Below are 15,935 nucleotides of genomic sequence, written 5' to 3'. Positions count from 1 at the left end.
GCACGAATGAGCAGCGCGCGTTGCGGCGAAACCCTTGTCACGAGGGTGCCGGGTGTGGTCGCATGTGGTGCCATGAGCGAACTCTCACACCACCACCACCCCGAACCCACACCGCGCTGGTGCTCGTGCGCCGTACCCGACGACGCCCCGCCCGAGACATCCGGTCTCAGCCGACGGAACGTGCTCGTCGGCATCTCCGCGGCCGGAGCCCTCGCAGCGGCAGGCTGGCCCGGCGCTGCCCAGGCCGCCCATGCCGTGCCGAAGGGCAAGTCGCTGACGATCACGGTCATGGGCACCTCCGACCTGCACTGCAACGTCGTCAACTGGGACTACTACAAGGACGCCGCGTTCAGCGACAGCGCCGGCAACGTGGTGGGGCTCGCCCGCGTCTCGAGCGTCGTCAACCAGATCCGGGCCGACCGCGGGCGCGAGCACACGCTGCTCTTCGACGCCGGTGACACGATCCAGGGCACGCCGCTCGGCTTCTACTACGCGACGGTGGAGCCCGTCACCGAGACCGGTGCGATCCATCCCATGGCCGCGCAGATGAACGCGATCGGGTACGACGCCGTCGCGCTCGGCAACCACGAGTTCAACTACGGCCTCGAGTTCCTCGACAACTGGATCTCGCAGATGGACGCCGAGGTGCTCGCGGCGAACGCGGTGCACGCCGGCACGAAGGTGCCCGCGTACCGTCCGTACACGATCAAGAAGATGAAGGTGAAGGGCCTGCCGCCCGTCCGCGTCGGCGTGCTCGGTCTCACCAATCCCGGTGTCGTGATCTGGGACAAGGCGAACGTCAGCGGCAAGATCGAGGTGGAGGGCCTCGTCGAGGCGGCGGCGCGCTGGGTGCCCGTGATGCGTGCCGCCGGCGCCGACATCGTGGTCGTGAGCGCCCACTCGGGCGACAGTGGCACGTCGTCGTACGGCGGCGACCTTCCGGTCGAGAATGCGGCGGCGCTCATGGCGGAGCAGGTGCCCGGCATCGACGCGATCCTCTTCGGGCACGCCCACCGCGAGGTGCCGGAGCGTTTCGTCACGAACACGGCGACCGGCAAGCAGGTCGTGATGAGCGAGCCCAAGAACTGGGGGCAGCGCGTGAGCGTCTTCGATCTCGACCTCGAGTTCGAGCGGGGCTCGTGGTCGGTCGTCTCGAGTTCGGCGCTCACGGTGAACACGAACACCGTCGTCGACGACCCGGCGCTCGTGGCGGTGATCCGCGCGCAGCACGACGCCGTCGTGGCCTACGTCAACCAGACGGTCGCGACGTCGACCGAGGCCATGTCGGCGGCCGAGGCGTGCTGGAAGGACACCGCGATCCTCGACTACGTCAACGTCGTGCAGACTGCGACGGTGGCGACTGCGGTCGCGGGCACGCCCGAGGCGGGGCTCCCGATCATCTCGATCGCGGCGCCGTTCAACCGCGGGGCGACCTTCCCGGCCGGTGCCGTGACGATCAAGGATGTCGCTGGGCTCTACATCTACGACAACACGCTCATGGCTTCGGTCCTCACCGGCGCGCAGATCAAGGACTACCTCGAGTACTCGGCGAAGTACTTCACCCAGGTGGCCCCCGACGCACCGGTCGCGCCCGCGTCGTGGACGAACGCCGGAAACACGCCCGACTACAACTACGACCAGTTCTCGGGCATCGACTACGCCGTCGACATCTCGCAGCCGCTGGGGTCGCGCATCGTCGGGATGTCGTACGAGGGGGTCCTCGTCGCGCCCGACCGGCAGTTCCTCGTCGCGGTCAACAACTACAGGCAATCGGGAGGCGGCGGGTTCCCGCACATCGCGACCGCTCCGGTCGTCTACAACGCGCAGGTCGCGATCCGCGAGGCGATCGTCTCGTACGCCTCCGCAGCGGGCACGATCGACCCGGCGACGTTCCACGTCGAGAACTGGCGGCTCGTGCGGGGCGGCACGCCGGTGTTCTGACCTGTCGAGTGCACCGAAGGCCCGCCCGGGTCCCGGGCGGGCCTTCGTCGAGTGCATCGGCCGGCAGCTACTCCGCTGCGGGGGTCTCCTCGGGCGCCTCGGCGGGCTCCTCCGAGTCGGACTCCGCGCTGTTCGCCACGGCATCGACCTGCTCCTGCGAGTAGCCGCAGTAGTTGACGGCCTCGCGCTCCCAGTAGCTGACGAGGCGATCCTTGCCTGCGGCGTGCGCGTCGGCAACGGTGCCCTCGTAGATCTGGCCGTCCTTCGATTCCTTGTTGACGTCGGGCACCTCGGCGCAGACGTGGAACACGGAGCCCGACTTGGTCCAGTACACGAGGTCCTGGCCGGTGAGCTGCTCGATCGTGTTCGACTCCTGGGTGTACTGCTCGACCGACGGCGGGGCGTAGTCGATGCCGAGGGCGAGGGCGCCGCCGCCGATGACGATCGCGATGATGCCGGCGAGCGCCTTCTGCTTGCCGTCCATGTCCTTGTTCGTGAAGATCAGGATGATGAGCGGCAGAAACGCGATGACGGCGATGATCGCGCCGAGCTGGTTCTGCACGAAGAAGCGGACCTTGTCCTCCTTCGACGCGGGGTCGAGGCGGTTTGCCTTCTTCCAGAGCAGTGAGCCGCCGATCGCGAGCGCGCCGATCACGACGATCAGGATGATGAGCAGCACCATGTTGACGGGCGCCTGACGCAGCACCCAGAAGATGGTGAAGGCCTCGCCGCCGATAGCGAGGAGCCAGAGGCCGCCGGCGATCAGACGGAACGTCGTCGCCTGCTTCTTCGCCTCGGGCGTCGGCGTCCACGTCGGCGCGGCGGTCGCATCGGCGACGGTCGTGCCGCCGGCGCTGCCTGCTGCCGCAGTGGGTTCGACTCGTACGACCTTCTTCTTGCGCTGCTCTGCCACGTTCGTCCTTCCGAGGGGTTGAGTGCCGCGAAGAGCATATTGGGAATGCGGGCCCGGGTGGGGGATCGACGCGGAATCGTCACCGCGGCGTGATCGACCGCGCGCAACACCGATGGGGGAGACATCCGATGTCTGTGTGTCAGGATGGAGGCAACGCCGCAACGAGAAGGACGACATGCGACAGGACTGGTTCGACACGGCCCGATTCGGGCTCTTCGTGCACTTCGGTGCCTACAGCGGCGCGGCCCGCCACGAGTGGGTGCAGACGTACGAACGACTGACCGACGCGGAGTACCTGCCGTACGTGGCGCACTTCGAACCCGACCGCTTCGATGCGACGGAGATCGCCGCGACGGCCGTCGCGACCGGCATGGGCTACACCGTGCTGACCGCGAAGCACCACGACGGCTTCTGCCTGTGGGACTCCCAGCTGACCGACTTCACGACCCGTGCGGTCTGCGACCGCGATCTCGTGGCCGAGTACGTCGCCGCGACCCGGGCCGCCGGCCTCAAGGTCGGCCTGTACTACTCGCTCATCGACTGGCATCACCCCGACTTCACGGTCGACTGGAACCACCCGCGGCGCGACGACCCCGAGGCGCACGCGCTGAACGACGGCCGTTCGATGGAGCGCTACCGCGAGTACCTGCACGGGCAGGTGCGAGAGCTCCTGACCCGCTACGGCACGATCGACTACCTCTTCTTCGACTTCACTTACCCCGAGACGAAGGAGGGGTGGGCGGGCAAGGGCCCCGAGGACTGGGACGCGGAGGGGCTGCTCGCCCTCTGCCGGGAACTCCAGCCCGAGATGCTCGTGAACGATCGGCTCGGCGTGCCGGGCGACTTCGTGACGCCCGAGCAGTACCAGCCGACGAAGCCGCTCGTGCGGGATGGCGAACCCGTCACCTGGGAGGCGTGCCAGACCACGAACGGCTCGTGGGGGTACCACCGCGACAACCACGACTTCAAGAGCGCGCCGCTGCTCATCCGCATGCTCGCGGACTCGGTGTCGATGGACGGCAACATGCTGCTGAACGTCGGACCCGACGGGCGCGGCGCGATCCCGCCGATCGACCGGAGCCTGCTCGGCGAGATCGGCGACTGGATGGAGCTGCACCGCGATGCGATCGTCGGGGCGGGCCATGCGCCGTACGCGCCCCCGCGAGAGGGGGTCTACACGCTCCGAGGCGACCGCCTCTACCTGCACCTGTTCAGCTGGCCGCTCGGATTCGTGCACCTGCCGGCGCTCGCCGGCAAGGTCTCGTACGCGCGCTTCCTGCACGACGGCTCGTGGCTTCGCACGACGACCATCGACCCCGACCAGGTGGCGAACGTCATGCGCCCGGCGGGGGAGGAGGCGGGCACCCTCACGGTGTCGCTTCCGGTCAGGCAGCCGGATGTCGCGGTGCCCGTGATCGAGCTGACGCTGGCCTGAGCCGGGGTCGGCTCACCGCGGTCAGCGCACTGCGGGCACCGCATCCTCGGAGCTGAACGTCAGTTCGTCGAGCACGAGCCGCGCGGCACCCAGCAGGCCGGCGTTCGGGCCGGTCGACGCGGCCTCGATGCGCAGCCGCTGCGTGACGAGCGGGTGGCAGCCCTCGTAGATGCGGCTTCGCACTGCAGCGATGAACGGCTCGCTCGACGACATGCTGCCCGTGAGGAAGAGCGCGTCGGGGTTGAAGAAGTTCACGACGGTCGAGAGCACCTGACCGAGATAGGTGCCAGCGGTGCGCACGAGCGTCGTGGCGACCGGGTCGGCGTCGCGGGCGAGGGCGAGCACTTCGGCCGTCGTGCGCACCGGGATGCCGCGTTCGTTCATCTGGCGCACGAGGCTCGCCCCGCTCGCGACGGTCTCGAGGCATCCGGTGTTGCCGCAGGAGCACGGCCGGTCGTCGGCCGCGTCGATGCGTGTGTGCGTGACGTCCCCGGCCGCCCAGGTGGCGCCGCGGTGCAGCACGCCGTCGACGATGATGCCGCTGCCGATGGCGGTGCCCGCCTTCACCGTGACGCTGTGACGGGTCGCGCCGAACTGGGCGCGGTGTTCGCCGAGCGCCATGAGGTTGGCGTCGTTGTCGACGGCCGCGGGCACGCCGAACTCGCGGCTGAGCCAGTCGCGCACCCGGAAGCCGGGCCACCCCGGCATGCGAGACGGCTGGTCGACGCCGCCGGTGCCGACGTCGACGGGGCCGGGCAGCGCCAGCCCGACGCCGCGGATGCCGCGGAACTCGGGATCGACCTCGGTCGCGAGTCCGCGCATGGCCGCGGCGATCGCGGCGAGGGTCGCCTCGGGCCCATCGCCGACGTCGACGGGGATCGACGCGGTGGCGAGCAGCGCCCCGCTGAGATCGACGCGACCGACGCGGGCATGGCCGCCGCCGAGGTCGGCGACGAGGATGCTGCCGCGATCGCCGTGGAGTCGGAGGATGCGGGGACGGCGGCCGCCGCTGGAGACGCCGACGCCCTCTTCATGGAGCACGCCGAGCTCGGTCAGCTCGGCCACGCGGAGCGAGATGGTCGACGGCGCGAGGCCGAGGATCCGGGAGAGGTCGCTGCGCGAACTCGCCTCGCCCCTGGCGATGAGCTCGACGATCTGCCGGGCGTGCTGGGGCGGTGCCGGGGGCGTCTGCGGTGTCGACGGTGACATAGGCTTCTTTCGAGGTCGAATTAAGTTGAGACTAGTACGGGCTGCGCGCTGTGGCGAGAGCGACCCGCGGAAAATCAAGGATTCCTGACAGACATCCGATGAAAGCTGGCGAAGAATTCACTCGTCTGGCATGATGACTTTACGCACCAAGTTGACGAAGTTCGTTCGAGGCTCGAAAGAACTGATCAATCATGTGTCTCTATGCCTGAGGAGGCGACATTCAATGAAGAAGATCCACGTCGGCGCGATGGCGGTCGCGACCGCCGCCGCACTCGTGATGACGGGTTGCAGCACCGGAGGCGCTGAGGCGTCGTCCGACACCATCGTGATCGACATGTGGGCCGGGAGCCAGGACGACACCGACGCCCTGAACGCCCAGCTCGCGATCGCGCAGGAGCAGAACCCCGACCTGAAGATCGAGCTGCGCACGGCGCCGTGGGGTGACTTCTTCACGAAGCTCACCACCAACATGGCCTCGGGCAACATGGCCTGCGTCACCGGGATGAACTCGGGCATGCTCTCGAGCTACACCGCCGGCTTCGCCGAGCTCACCGACGCCGACCTGAAGACCGCTGGGCTCGACCCCGCCGACTTCGCGCCCGGCAGCGAGGACATCCTCTCGAACAAGGGCACGATGTACGGCCTGCCGTTCGACATCTCGACGATGCTCGTCTACTACAACCAGGACATGCTCGACGCCGCCGGCGTCGCCGCCCCAGAGGCCGGCTGGACCTTCGACGACTTCGAGGCGACCGCGAAGGCCGCCACGACCGACGGCAAGTACGGATTCGCCGTGGGCATGGGCGACTTCCAGTGGCAGGCGCTCCCGATCGCCAAGTCGGGCACGCAGCCCGTCGAGGCCGACGGCACGCTCGACCTCACGAACCCCGACTTCGTCGACGCGGCCACCTGGTACTCGGGCCTCGTCACCGACGAGAAGGTCGCGGCACCGGTCGCATCGGCCTCCGACACCGGTTGGGGCGAGAACCAGTACACGGGCGGCAACGCGGCGATGGCCGTCGACGGCACGTGGAACGCGGTCGGCTACCTGAACAACGACTCCGGCTTCACCGCCGGCATGACCACGCTCCCCACCGGTGAGAACGGCTCGCTCGGACTCATCCTCGGCTCGGGCTACGGCATCGCGAAGGACTGCGACAACAAGGAGGCCGCGCTCAAGGTGCTCGGCTCCCTGCTCAGCACCGACTCGCAGGACTACATCGCCTCCTCGGGTCGCAGCTACCCGGCCCGCGTCTCGTCGCAGCCGCTCTACTTCGAGTCGATCGACGAGCAGTACCGCGACCAGGTCGAGGCCGTCTTCACGAGCGCCTTCGAGCAGGTCGAGGGCCAGAACGTCAGCGACAACTGGTCGAAGGTCGGCACCTACATCCAGCCGCAGCTGGTGAGCGTCTACAACGGCCAGGAATCCATGTCGAACGTGCTCGAGTCCGCTCAGCAGCAGTTCGGCGAATAAGCACCACCGGCAAGGACCCCTCTCGAGATGTCGAACACCAAGCAGATGCCTCGTCGAGGGACGCTCGCCAGGGCTGAATCCCGTCAGGCGCTGGGCTTCGTCAGCCCAGCCCTGGCGGGGCTCGCCCTGTTCACGGTCGTCCCCGTCGTCCTGTCCATCGTCATGGGCTTCTTCAACTGGCCCACCTTCGGCGAGAAGACGTTCGTCGGGCTCGACAACTACGTCAAGCTCTTCACGCAGAGCCCCGACTTCTGGCCGGCGCTGCGGAACACCTTCGTCTTCGCCCTGCTCTACGTGCCCATCAGCGTCGCGTTGTCGCTGCTCCTCGCGATCTCGCTCAGCGCCCGCATCCGCGGTCGCGGCGTGCTCCGGGTGCTCTTCTTCATCCCCGTCGTGACGCCAATGGTCGCGAACGTGCTCGTGTGGAAGATGATGCTGCAGCCGCAGGGCCTCTTCAACGGCCTCTCCCAGACCTGGTTCGGGGTCGAGCTGCCGAACTTCCTCGCCGACCCGCAGTGGGCCATGATCATGGTCGTCATGATGTCGGTCTGGCAGGGGCTCGGTTACAACATGCTGATCTTCTCGGCAGCGCTCGAGCAACTGCCCGAGTCCGTCATCGAAGCGGCCCGCATCGACGGCGCCCGCGGCTTCCGGATGCTCTGGAGCGTCACGCTGCCCATGATCTCGCCGTCGTTGTTCTTCGCGAGCATCATGACGATGATCACGGCGCTGCAGGTCTTCGTGCAGCCGCAGCTGCTCACCGGCGGCGGACCGGGCAACGCGACCCAGCCGCTCGTGCAGTTCATCTACAACCAGGGCTTCAAGTTCCAGGAGCTCGGCCTCGCCGCAGCTGCCGCCTGGATCCTCTTCGCCATCATCATCATCCTGACCGCGCTGCAGTTCCGCGCGCAGAAGAAGTGGGTGCACTATGAGCACTGACACGCTCCCGGCCGCGACCGCGGTCTACGACGCGGAGACGGACGCCCCCGTAGAGCGCGAGGGCCGTTCGGGCGGTCGCGAACCGCTCACGAAGCGCGGCCGCGTGCGGCTCGTCTTCGCCCACATCGCCGTCTACGTCGCGGCGGCGATCTTCGTCTCGCCGATCGTCTACGCCTTCTTCTCGGCGTTGAAGCCGAACTCCGAGATGTTCTCGATGCCGCCGACCCTCATCGGGTCGGAGGTGCGCTGGTCGAACTTCGCGGACGTCTTCGCCTACGGCCCGTTCCTCACCTACATCGGCAACTCGTTCTTCGTCTCGATCACCGGCACGCTCGTCGTGCTCGCCGTGTCGACGACGGCCGGCTACGCGTTCGGGCGCCTGCGCTGGAAGGGCCGCGACGCCGTCTTCGTGCTCTTCCTCGCGACGCTCATGGTGCCGCAAGAGGTGCTCGTCATCCCGATGTTCCAGGTCATGCAATGGTTCGGATGGGTCGACACCTACCAGTCGCTCATCCTGCCCTTCGCGTTCACAGCGTTCGGCACCTTCCTCATGCGCCAGTTCTTCCGCGGCATCCCGTTCGAACTCGAGGAGGCGGCTCGCGTCGACGGGGCCGGCCCCGTCCGCTCGTTCCTGCAGATCATCCTGCCGCTCGCGAAGTCGGCCGTCGCGGTGCTCTCGGTCTTCACGTTCCTCTCCTTCTGGAACAGCTACCTCTGGCCGCTCATCGTCACGGTCGACTACGCCGCCCACGGCACCCTGCCGGTCGGCCTCGCGTCGTTCTCGGGCCTCCAGGGCACGCGCTGGGACCTCCAGATGGCCGCTGCGATCATCTCGATGGTGCCGACGACGCTGCTCGTGATCGTGCTGCAGAAGCACCTCGTGAAGGGCATCGCGATGGCAGGGCTCGGCGGTCGGTAGTGCCCGTCCGCTCCACCAGCACCGCCCGTCTCCACTCTGAAACAGGAACCACCATGGCTTCGCAGCACGTGGTCGCCGGACTCGACATCGGCGGCACCAAGATCTCGGCGGTGCTCTGCGACCGTTCCGGCACCGTTCTCGCGGCCGGCGTCGTGCCGGCCCCCGCTCGCGAGGGCGGTCCGGCGATGACGGCCGCCGCCGCCGCACTCGTCCGCTCGCTCGAGCAGGGCTCGGGGCTCGTCACGGTCGCCGCCGGCGTCGGCGCCGCGGGCGTCATCGACCAGGCGAGCGGCACGGTGCGCGCGGCATCCGAGTCGTTCACCGACTGGGTCGGCTACGCCATCGGGCCCGAGCTCTCGAACGCGCTCGGCGTTCCGGTGGCGGCCGAGAACGATGTCAACGCATTCCTGATGGGCGAGCTCCGCTGGGGATCCGTCGCCGGCTCGGCGCATGCCATCGGTATCACGCTCGGCACGGGCGTCGGCGGCGCGGTCGCGATCGACGGCCGCATCCTGAGCGGCCCGCACGGCGCGGCCGGCGAGATCGGGCACACGCCCGGGTACAGCGACCTCGTCTGCACGTGCGGTCAGGTCGGGCACCTCGAGACGCTCGCCTCCGGCCGATCGATCGAGGCGCGCTACGCCGAGCGCGTCGGCGCCGACGGCACCACGGGTGTCGAGATCGCCGAGCTCGCACGGGCCGGAGACGCAGACGCGACCGCCGTCTTCGACGCGGCCGGTCACGCCCTCGCGCTCGCGATCGCCACCGCCGTGAACCTCTTCGACGTCGTCGAGGTCGTCGTCGGCGGGGGAGTGCGCGAGGCCTGGGACGTGCTCGAGCCCTCGCTCTCCGCGACGCTCGCGGAGAACGAGCCGGTCTCGGGACTCGCACTCGCCGTGCATCCCGCACGACTCGGCGGTCGTGCCGTCGCGCTCGGCGCGGCAGCGCTCGCCTGGCCGCTCGCCGACGAGCGCGCAGCGGCCGCCATCGACATCGAGGCGGATGTCGCAGCACCAGCATCTCCGGTCGGCATGACGGCGTGAGCCGGGTTCGACGCAGAGTTACCGAGGAGCAGAACATGAACGACGAGCAGACGATCGCCCCGGAGGCATCCGAGATCTGGATGGGGCCGCTCGGCGCCATCGAATCAGGTGGCCTCGCGCGACCCCGCATCGGCATCGCCGGGATCTCGATCGAGTCGAGCACCTTCTCGCCGCACCTGAGCGGCGACGAGGCGTTCACGGTGCGCGAGGGCGCCGCACTGATGGCCTACTACCCGTTCCTCTCCGAGGGATCGGAGCTGCGGGGCGCGGCCGAATGGGTGCCGCTCACGCACGGACGGTCGCTGCCGGGCGGAGCGGTGGCGCGCGAGACGTACGAGCGGATGAAGCGCGCGATCATCGCCGGCATCCGCGCCCAGGGTCCGTTCGACGGGTTCTTCTTCGACATCCACGGCGCGATGAGCGTCGTCGGCATGGTCGACGCCGAGGCCGACCTGGCCCGTGCGGTGCGTGCCGAGCTCGGCGAGGCGACGCTCGTCTCGACGTCGATGGACCTGCACGGCAACGTCTCGCGCGAGCTGCTCGACGCGGTCGACCTCATCACGTGCTACCGCATGGCTCCGCATGAGGACGTGTGGAACACGAAGGAGCGAGCGGTGTTCAACCTGCTCACGCGCCTTCGATCCTCCGTCGGTGCCGACGTGCTCGAGCGCCGCCCGTACAAGGCATGGCTGCAGGTGCCGGTGCTGCTGCCCGGCGAGAAGACGAGCACCCGCCTCGAGCCCGCGCGCGGCATCTACGCCGAGGTCCCCGTGGTCGAGCGCACCGAGGGCGTCGTCGACGCCGCGGTGTGGGTCGGCTACGCCTGGGCCGACGAGCCCCGCTGCCAGGCGGCCGTCGTCGTCACGGGCGATGACCGCCAGGTCATCGCCGCCGAGGCCGAGCGGCTCGGGCGCGCTTACTGGGACGCCCGCGACGACTTCGAGTTCGTCGCCGACGCCCTGCCCCTCGCCGAGTCGATCGACGCGGCGCTCGCCGCGACCGACGAACGGCCGTACCTCATCTCCGATTCGGGTGACAACCCGACCGCCGGCGGGGCCGGCGACGTGTCCTGGACCCTCGGGCAGCTGCTCGACCGCGCCGAGTTCGCCGAGGGCGACCTCACCGTCATCCACGCCTCGATCTTCGACCCGGCCGCGGTCGAGGTCGCCAGGAAGGCCGGCGTGGGCGGGGAGATCGCCGTGCTCGTCGGCGGCCGCGTCGACGGCGGGCCCTCGGGGCCGGTGCCGATCGCCGGAACGGTGTTCTCGATCACCGACGGCGACGCCGACGCCGGCACGCAGGTCGTCATCAAGGCGGGCAGCGTGCACGCGATCATCACCGAGCGCCGCAAGCCCTTCCACCACCTCGCGGACTTCACGATGCTCGGCCTCGACCCGCACGCGGCGGACCTCGTCGTCGTGAAGATCGGCTACCTCGAGCCCGAGCTCTACGACCTCGCGCAGGGCTGGAAGCTCGCGCTGACCCCGGGCGGGGTCGACCAGGACCTGCTGCGACTCGGGCACCGCCACCTCGTGCCGGGCGTCTTCCCCTTCGATGCCGATGGCCCCGAGCCCGACCTCGTCGCCGTCGTGACCCGCCGAACCACTCGCTGACACCCCGAACAGGAACAACATGCTGAACTTCGAGACCCGCATCGGCCCCGACTTCGGTGCCGACGCCCCCGTCTACCCGACGGCGGGCGTGCCCGAGTGGTACCGCGACGCGAAGCTGGGCTTCTTCGTGCACTGGGGCCTTTACTCGGTGCCGGCGTGGGGCACCCCGCACGACGGCCGAGGCGTGCCCACCGAAGACGCGTACGCGCATCACCAGTACGCCGAGTGGTACGGCAACACCGTGCGCATCGCGGGCAGCCCCACGTGGCAGCGCCACCAGGACGTCTACGGCACCGGCACGAGCTACGAGGACCTCGCCGACCGTTGGGACGCCTCGGCGTTCGACGCCGACGCCTTCGTCGGCTCCCTGGTCTCGGCGGGCGCCCGCTACGTCATCCCCACCACGAAGCACCACGAGGGCTTCTGCCTGTGGGACACCGCGACGACGGGCTTCAACGCGGCACGCCGCGGACCCCGCCGCGACCTCATCCGCGAGTTCCACGACGCCACGCGCTCCGCAGGGGCGAAGTTCGGCGTCTACTTCTCGGGTGCGCTCGACTGGCACGTCAGCGACTTCCCGCCGATCGAGTCCGACACCGACCTCTTCCGCTACCGCCGCAACGACGAGCGCTTCTCGCGCTACTCCGCCGCACAGCTCGAGGAGCTCGTCGAGCGGTTCAGCCCCGACATCCTCTGGAACGACATCGATTGGCCGGACGGAGGCAAGGGCCGCGACGAGTTCGCCGTCGCGGCACTGCTCGAGCGCTACCTCGAGCGCGTGCCGTCGGGTGTCGTCAACGACCGCTGGGGCGTGCCGTACCACGGCTTCCTCACGCGCGAGTACACGCACGTCGACGACGTCATCGAGTCGCCGTGGGAGTCCACGCGCGGTCTCGGCTTCTCGTTCGGCTACAACGAGGCCGAGGGTCCAGAGCACTCGCTCTCGGGCGACGCCCTCGTGCGCCTGCTCGTCGACGTCGTCTCGAAGAACGGCAACCTGCTCATCAATGTCGGCCCGCGCGCCGACGGCTCGATCCCCGAACTCCAGGCGGCGAGCATGAGCGCGATGGGGCGCTGGCTGGGCGTCAACGGAGCGGCCGTCTACGGCACGCGGCCGTGGCAGCGGGCCGGCGACCGCAACGGCGCACCCGTCTCGTACACGGCGAGCGGCGGCGACGTCTTCGTGCACGCGATCGACCCGGCAGCAGGCGAGATCCGCCTGCCGTCCGAGCTCGCCGGCGCCGAGCGGGTGAGCTGGCTCGGAGCGGGCGACGCCGTCGTCGAGCAGTCGAGCGCCGGGTCATCCGTGTCGATCCCCGATGCCCTGCGCGGAGAGCCGATCGCCGTCGCCCGCGTGACCGCGTGACCGCGCAGCCGATCGTGACCGCTCCCGCGATCGAGATCGCCGTGCAGGACGCCGGCGGCACCGCGGTCGCGATGGCAGCGGGCGCCGATCGCGTCGAGCTCTGCAGCGCCCTCGTGACGGGCGGGCTCACGCCGTCGATCGGCACCGTGCTCGAGTCCGTCGAGGCTGCTCGGGGGCTCGGCCACGACGCCGTCGTGCACGTCCTCGTGCGCCCGCGCGCCGGCGGATTCGTCTACGACGCCCGCGAGGTGTCGGCGATGGTCCGCGACATCCGTGCGCTTCGGTCGACCGGTATCGCCGGTGTCGTGATCGGTGCGATGCGACCGGACGGAACGGTCGACGAACGCGTCGTCGCCGAGTTGATCGCCGCGGCCGAGGGCCTGCACACGACGTTCCACCGGGCGATCGACACGGTCCCGCGCCCGAGCGAGCTGATCGAGACGGTGGCAGCGCTCGGGGTCTCCCGCGTGCTGACGTCCGGCGCGGCCGGGCGCAGCATCGAGGGTCTCGACGAGCTCGCCGCGATGCACGAGGCCGCCGCCGGTCGCGTCGAGGTCATGGCCGGCGGCGGCGTCGCCGCGGTCGACATCCCGGCGCTGCTCGATGCCGGGCTCGCGGCCGTGCACCTGTCGGCCCGACGCTCCGTGGTCGATCCTTCGCCGAGCGGACCGGGCGGCGGCGCCGAGACGGTCGATCGCACCGACGCGCAGCTCGTGCGCGCGGCGGTCGCGGCGCGGGCGGGGTGGCGCAGCAGGTAGTGCGTCGCGGTCGCTCCGCGAACGGGTAGCGTGTCGGGAATGTCACGAACTCTCCCGGTCGAGATCGCCGTTCAGGATGTCGCGGGGGTGCGCGTCGCCCTGGCGGCGGGTGCCGCTCGCGTGGAGCTCTGCCAGGCGCTCGGCCTCGGCGGGCTGACCCCGTCGGTCGGCCTCATCGAGGTCGCGGCGGCAGCGGCGCACGACGCGTCGGCGCTCGGCTTCGTGCACGTGCTCGTGCGCCCGCGCGGCGGTGGGTTCGCCTACGACGCCGACGAGCTCGACACGATCGACCGCGACATCCGCGCCGCGATCGCGGCCGGTGCCGACGGCGTCGTCGTCGGTGCGCTCACCGAGGCGGGGGAGCTCGATCGCTCGGCCATCCGGCGGTTCGTCGAGGCGGCGGCGGGCGGCGACGTGACCGTGCACCGTGCCGTCGATGCGAGCGCCGACCCCATCGCCTCGGTCGCCGCGCTCGAGGCGCTGGGGGTGCGGCGCGTGCTGACCTCCGGCGGGGCCCCCGACTGCCGCTCCGGCGTCGCGGTGCTGACACGGATGGCGGCCGATTCCGGCGCGCTGGAGGTCATGGCGGGCGGCGGGGTCCGCGTCGACGACATCGCCGGCCTCGCTGCCGCGGGCATCGACGCGGTGCATCTCTCGGCGCGGGGCGTCGCGAGTCGCGGAGGCCCGAGCGGTCCGGGCGGCGGCGTCGACGGCTTCGACGCGACCGATCCCGACCTCGTCCGAGCGGCCGTCGCCGCGGCTGCAGCCGCCGTGCGATGACGATCGCGCCTCCGCCGGTTCCCGTCCTGCCGCCGCGAGTCCCGACCGGTTCCGGCGCCGACGAGCTGCTTCGTGCGGCCGTGCTCCTCCTGGCGCGGAGCATCCTGATCGGTGCGCTCGTCGCGCTCGTCGCCGTGCTGTCGGGCCTGCAGATCTTCCTCCCCGTGCTCGGAGGCCTCGTGCCGGCGGCGATCCTGATCGCCGCGGCGGCCGGCGGCGTCGGCGCGGCGGCGATGCTCGTCGTGTGCCGCGCCCTGCGGTGGGCGTCCCCGGCTGAGGCGCTCGTCGTGCCGTTCGGCGGGGCCGCGCTGTCGTTGCCGATGCTCGCCCTGTTCGTGCAGATCCCCGTGCCGGGCGCCGCATCGGTCGGCTGGGCGTGGTCGGTGATCGCACTCGTCGTGCCCGCGGTGGCGCTCTGGTGGGTGCGTGCGCGACCGACGGCCGCCTGGCCGGGGGTGGTCGCGCGACTGCTGGTCGCGCTCGGTGCGGCCGGAGTGCCGGCCGTGCTCGCGATCGTGCTCCTCTTCTCCACCGGAGTGACTGATCAGCCGATCGACGACGACGGCGTCCCCGACGGCGGATTCCCCGATTCCGGGAGCTCGTCCGAGTACGACGGGGAAGCAGCCGTGCCGGAGCCGCCGCTGCCGTCGCTCGAGGAGGGGCGCCGTCAGTTCGCAGTGCTCGCCGACACCGCGGCCGCGGCCGCCGGCGCGGGCGCGATCTGGTCGGAGGCACGCCCGCTCGCGGTCGTCGAGGAGGCGTGCGAGGGCGGCATCCGATTGCGCCTCGGTGGCGAGTTCACGACCGGGGTGATCACCGACACGACGAGCGACGAGCACGATCGCGAGGTCACCGACGGCAACGTCGCGGCGGCCGATCGCATCGTCGCGGCCTGGCAGGCCGCGGGACTCGGTTCCGGCGAGAGGATCCACGACGAGCCGTACATGGGGGGCGGATCGCTCGGCGCCGTGGAGACGGCGCACATCGACTTCGAGTTCGGCATCGTGCTGCCGTCCGTCGAGGGCGAGTGCCTTCCCGTGCCGTGAGCGTTCGGTCGCTACTGTGGTGAGCATGAGCCGCGACCCCGACGACGAAGCGCTGCGCTGGGAGGGCGACGACGACCCGACCCTCGCGCCCGGCTGGAGGGCCGTGGGTTCGCCCGCGGCGGTCCCGGCAGCCGAGGGCGGTTCGCCCGATGCGGGGGAGGCTGCGTCCGACGGCGAGTCCGAGACGACGACCGGCACGGCGACGGATGCCCCGGCGCAGACCGGTTCGGCCGAACTCGTCGTGCTCGGCGTGCTGGGCGGCATCTACCTGCTCTACGCGATCGGCTGGCTGGTCGCGGCGCTCGGAGAGGGCCAGTTGTTCGCCGACCCCGTCGCGCAGTTCATGTACGGTCTCGGCACCTGGTTCGCCGTGCTCGCGGCGCCGTTGTGGTTCGGCGCGGTGCTCTGGCTCGCGTCGGGCCACCGGCGTGCTCGACTGATCTGGCTGATCGTCGGCGCCGTGCTGCTCGTCCCCGTCCCGTTCCTGCTGCGAGGTTGA

At 70.3% G+C, this 15,935-nt stretch carries 14 protein-coding genes; 12 read left to right on the top strand and 2 right to left on the bottom strand.

Annotated features, from left to right (window positions below; all coding sequences use genetic code 11):
• The first annotated feature begins 72 nt into the window (after positions 1 to 72).
• Positions 73 to 1,941: a bifunctional metallophosphatase/5'-nucleotidase gene (locus ACFTQE_RS06040; protein WP_376924212.1), complete on the top strand. Its 1,869-nt coding sequence runs from the start codon at positions 73 to 75 to the stop codon at positions 1,939 to 1,941.
• A 67-nt stretch (positions 1,942 to 2,008) separates the two neighbouring features.
• Here the strand turns inward: ACFTQE_RS06040 and ACFTQE_RS06035 are convergent, their stop codons facing one another.
• Positions 2,009 to 2,854 carry a hypothetical protein gene (locus ACFTQE_RS06035; RefSeq protein ID WP_376924211.1) on the bottom strand — a complete coding sequence of 282 codons (846 nt, stop codon included), beginning with the start codon at positions 2,852 to 2,854 and terminating at the stop codon, positions 2,009 to 2,011.
• A 175-nt stretch (positions 2,855 to 3,029) separates the two neighbouring features.
• Between ACFTQE_RS06035 and ACFTQE_RS06030 the strand changes: the two genes are divergently transcribed.
• Positions 3,030 to 4,289, top strand: a complete 1,260-nt coding sequence (locus tag ACFTQE_RS06030) for an alpha-L-fucosidase (RefSeq protein WP_376924210.1) — start codon at positions 3,030 to 3,032, stop codon at positions 4,287 to 4,289.
• 21 nt (positions 4,290 to 4,310) lie between these two features.
• On the opposite strand, the gene ACFTQE_RS06025 is transcribed toward ACFTQE_RS06030, so the two are convergent.
• Positions 4,311 to 5,498: an ROK family protein gene (locus ACFTQE_RS06025; protein WP_376924209.1), complete on the bottom strand. Its 1,188-nt coding sequence runs from the start codon at positions 5,496 to 5,498 to the stop codon at positions 4,311 to 4,313.
• Positions 5,499 to 5,721: 223 nt separating this feature from the next.
• On the opposite strand from ACFTQE_RS06025, the gene ACFTQE_RS06020 reads away from it, so the two are divergent.
• The 10 genes from ACFTQE_RS06020 (at position 5,722) to ACFTQE_RS05975 (ending at position 15,935) form a co-directional block, all read left to right on the top strand.
• On the top strand, positions 5,722 to 6,972 hold the full coding sequence (locus tag ACFTQE_RS06020) for an ABC transporter substrate-binding protein (RefSeq protein ID WP_376924208.1): 1,251 nt from the start codon (positions 5,722 to 5,724) through the stop codon (positions 6,970 to 6,972).
• Between the two features lie 27 nt (positions 6,973 to 6,999).
• The gene (locus ACFTQE_RS06015) at positions 7,000 to 7,911 is read left to right on the top strand and encodes a carbohydrate ABC transporter permease (RefSeq protein WP_376924207.1); all 912 of its coding nucleotides are present in this window, start codon (positions 7,000 to 7,002) and stop codon (positions 7,909 to 7,911) included.
• The gene (locus ACFTQE_RS06010) at positions 7,901 to 8,830 is read left to right on the top strand and encodes a carbohydrate ABC transporter permease (protein ID WP_376924206.1); all 930 of its coding nucleotides are present in this window, start codon (positions 7,901 to 7,903) and stop codon (positions 8,828 to 8,830) included. Before ACFTQE_RS06015 ends, ACFTQE_RS06010 begins: the two co-directional genes overlap by 11 nt.
• A 53-nt stretch (positions 8,831 to 8,883) precedes the next feature.
• On the top strand, positions 8,884 to 9,873 hold the full coding sequence (locus tag ACFTQE_RS06005) for an ROK family protein (protein ID WP_376924205.1): 990 nt from the start codon (positions 8,884 to 8,886) through the stop codon (positions 9,871 to 9,873).
• A gap of 80 nt (positions 9,874 to 9,953) precedes the next feature.
• On the top strand, positions 9,954 to 11,486 hold the full coding sequence (locus ACFTQE_RS06000) for a M81 family metallopeptidase (RefSeq protein WP_376924233.1): 1,533 nt from the start codon (positions 9,954 to 9,956) through the stop codon (positions 11,484 to 11,486).
• A gap of 19 nt (positions 11,487 to 11,505) precedes the next feature.
• A complete protein-coding gene (locus ACFTQE_RS05995; protein ID WP_376924204.1) occupies positions 11,506 to 12,852 on the top strand; it encodes an alpha-L-fucosidase in 1,347 nt (448 codons plus the stop codon).
• A complete protein-coding gene (locus tag ACFTQE_RS05990) occupies positions 12,849 to 13,610 on the top strand; it encodes a copper homeostasis protein CutC (protein ID WP_376924203.1) in 762 nt (253 codons plus the stop codon). Before ACFTQE_RS05995 ends, ACFTQE_RS05990 begins: the two co-directional genes overlap by 4 nt.
• Positions 13,611 to 13,649: 39 nt before the next feature.
• Positions 13,650 to 14,390 carry a copper homeostasis protein CutC gene (locus tag ACFTQE_RS05985; protein WP_376924202.1) on the top strand — a complete coding sequence of 247 codons (741 nt, stop codon included), beginning with the start codon at positions 13,650 to 13,652 and terminating at the stop codon, positions 14,388 to 14,390.
• Entirely contained in the window at positions 14,387 to 15,436 is a 1,050-nt protein-coding gene (locus tag ACFTQE_RS05980) for a hypothetical protein (protein ID WP_376924201.1), read from the top strand. The genes ACFTQE_RS05985 and ACFTQE_RS05980 overlap by 4 nt, the downstream gene beginning before the upstream one ends.
• A gap of 25 nt (positions 15,437 to 15,461) precedes the next feature.
• Entirely contained in the window at positions 15,462 to 15,935 is a 474-nt protein-coding gene (locus tag ACFTQE_RS05975; protein WP_376924200.1) for a hypothetical protein, read from the top strand.

It is taken from the genome of Agromyces sp. NPDC056965, assembly GCF_042673425.1.
Taxonomy (GTDB): Bacteria; Actinomycetota; Actinomycetes; order Actinomycetales; family Microbacteriaceae; genus Agromyces.
Note: the sequence above shows the minus strand (reverse complement) of the source record. Positions and strands in the feature narration are given on the sequence as shown.

What these genes read in the sequence shown, in the direction of transcription:
- ACFTQE_RS06040 (WP_376924212.1), top strand. Translation starts at nt 73, where the DNA reads ATGAGCGAACTCTCACACCACCACCACCCCGAACCCACACCGCGCTGG.
- ACFTQE_RS06030 (WP_376924210.1), top strand. Translation starts at nt 3,030, where the DNA reads ATGCGACAGGACTGGTTCGACACGGCCCGATTCGGGCTCTTCGTGCAC.
- ACFTQE_RS06025 (WP_376924209.1), bottom strand. Translation starts at nt 5,498, where the DNA reads ATGTCACCGTCGACACCGCAGACGCCCCCGGCACCGCCCCAGCACGCC.
- ACFTQE_RS06020 (WP_376924208.1), top strand. Translation starts at nt 5,722, where the DNA reads ATGAAGAAGATCCACGTCGGCGCGATGGCGGTCGCGACCGCCGCCGCA.
- ACFTQE_RS06015 (WP_376924207.1), top strand. Translation starts at nt 7,000, where the DNA reads ATGTCGAACACCAAGCAGATGCCTCGTCGAGGGACGCTCGCCAGGGCT.
- ACFTQE_RS06010 (WP_376924206.1), top strand. Translation starts at nt 7,901, where the DNA reads ATGAGCACTGACACGCTCCCGGCCGCGACCGCGGTCTACGACGCGGAG.
- ACFTQE_RS06005 (WP_376924205.1), top strand. Translation starts at nt 8,884, where the DNA reads ATGGCTTCGCAGCACGTGGTCGCCGGACTCGACATCGGCGGCACCAAG.
- ACFTQE_RS06000 (WP_376924233.1), top strand. Translation starts at nt 9,954, where the DNA reads ATGGGGCCGCTCGGCGCCATCGAATCAGGTGGCCTCGCGCGACCCCGC.
- ACFTQE_RS05995 (WP_376924204.1), top strand. Translation starts at nt 11,506, where the DNA reads ATGCTGAACTTCGAGACCCGCATCGGCCCCGACTTCGGTGCCGACGCC.
- ACFTQE_RS05985 (WP_376924202.1), top strand. Translation starts at nt 13,650, where the DNA reads ATGTCACGAACTCTCCCGGTCGAGATCGCCGTTCAGGATGTCGCGGGG.
- ACFTQE_RS05980 (WP_376924201.1), top strand. Translation starts at nt 14,387, where the DNA reads ATGACGATCGCGCCTCCGCCGGTTCCCGTCCTGCCGCCGCGAGTCCCG.
- ACFTQE_RS05975 (WP_376924200.1), top strand. Translation starts at nt 15,462, where the DNA reads ATGAGCCGCGACCCCGACGACGAAGCGCTGCGCTGGGAGGGCGACGAC.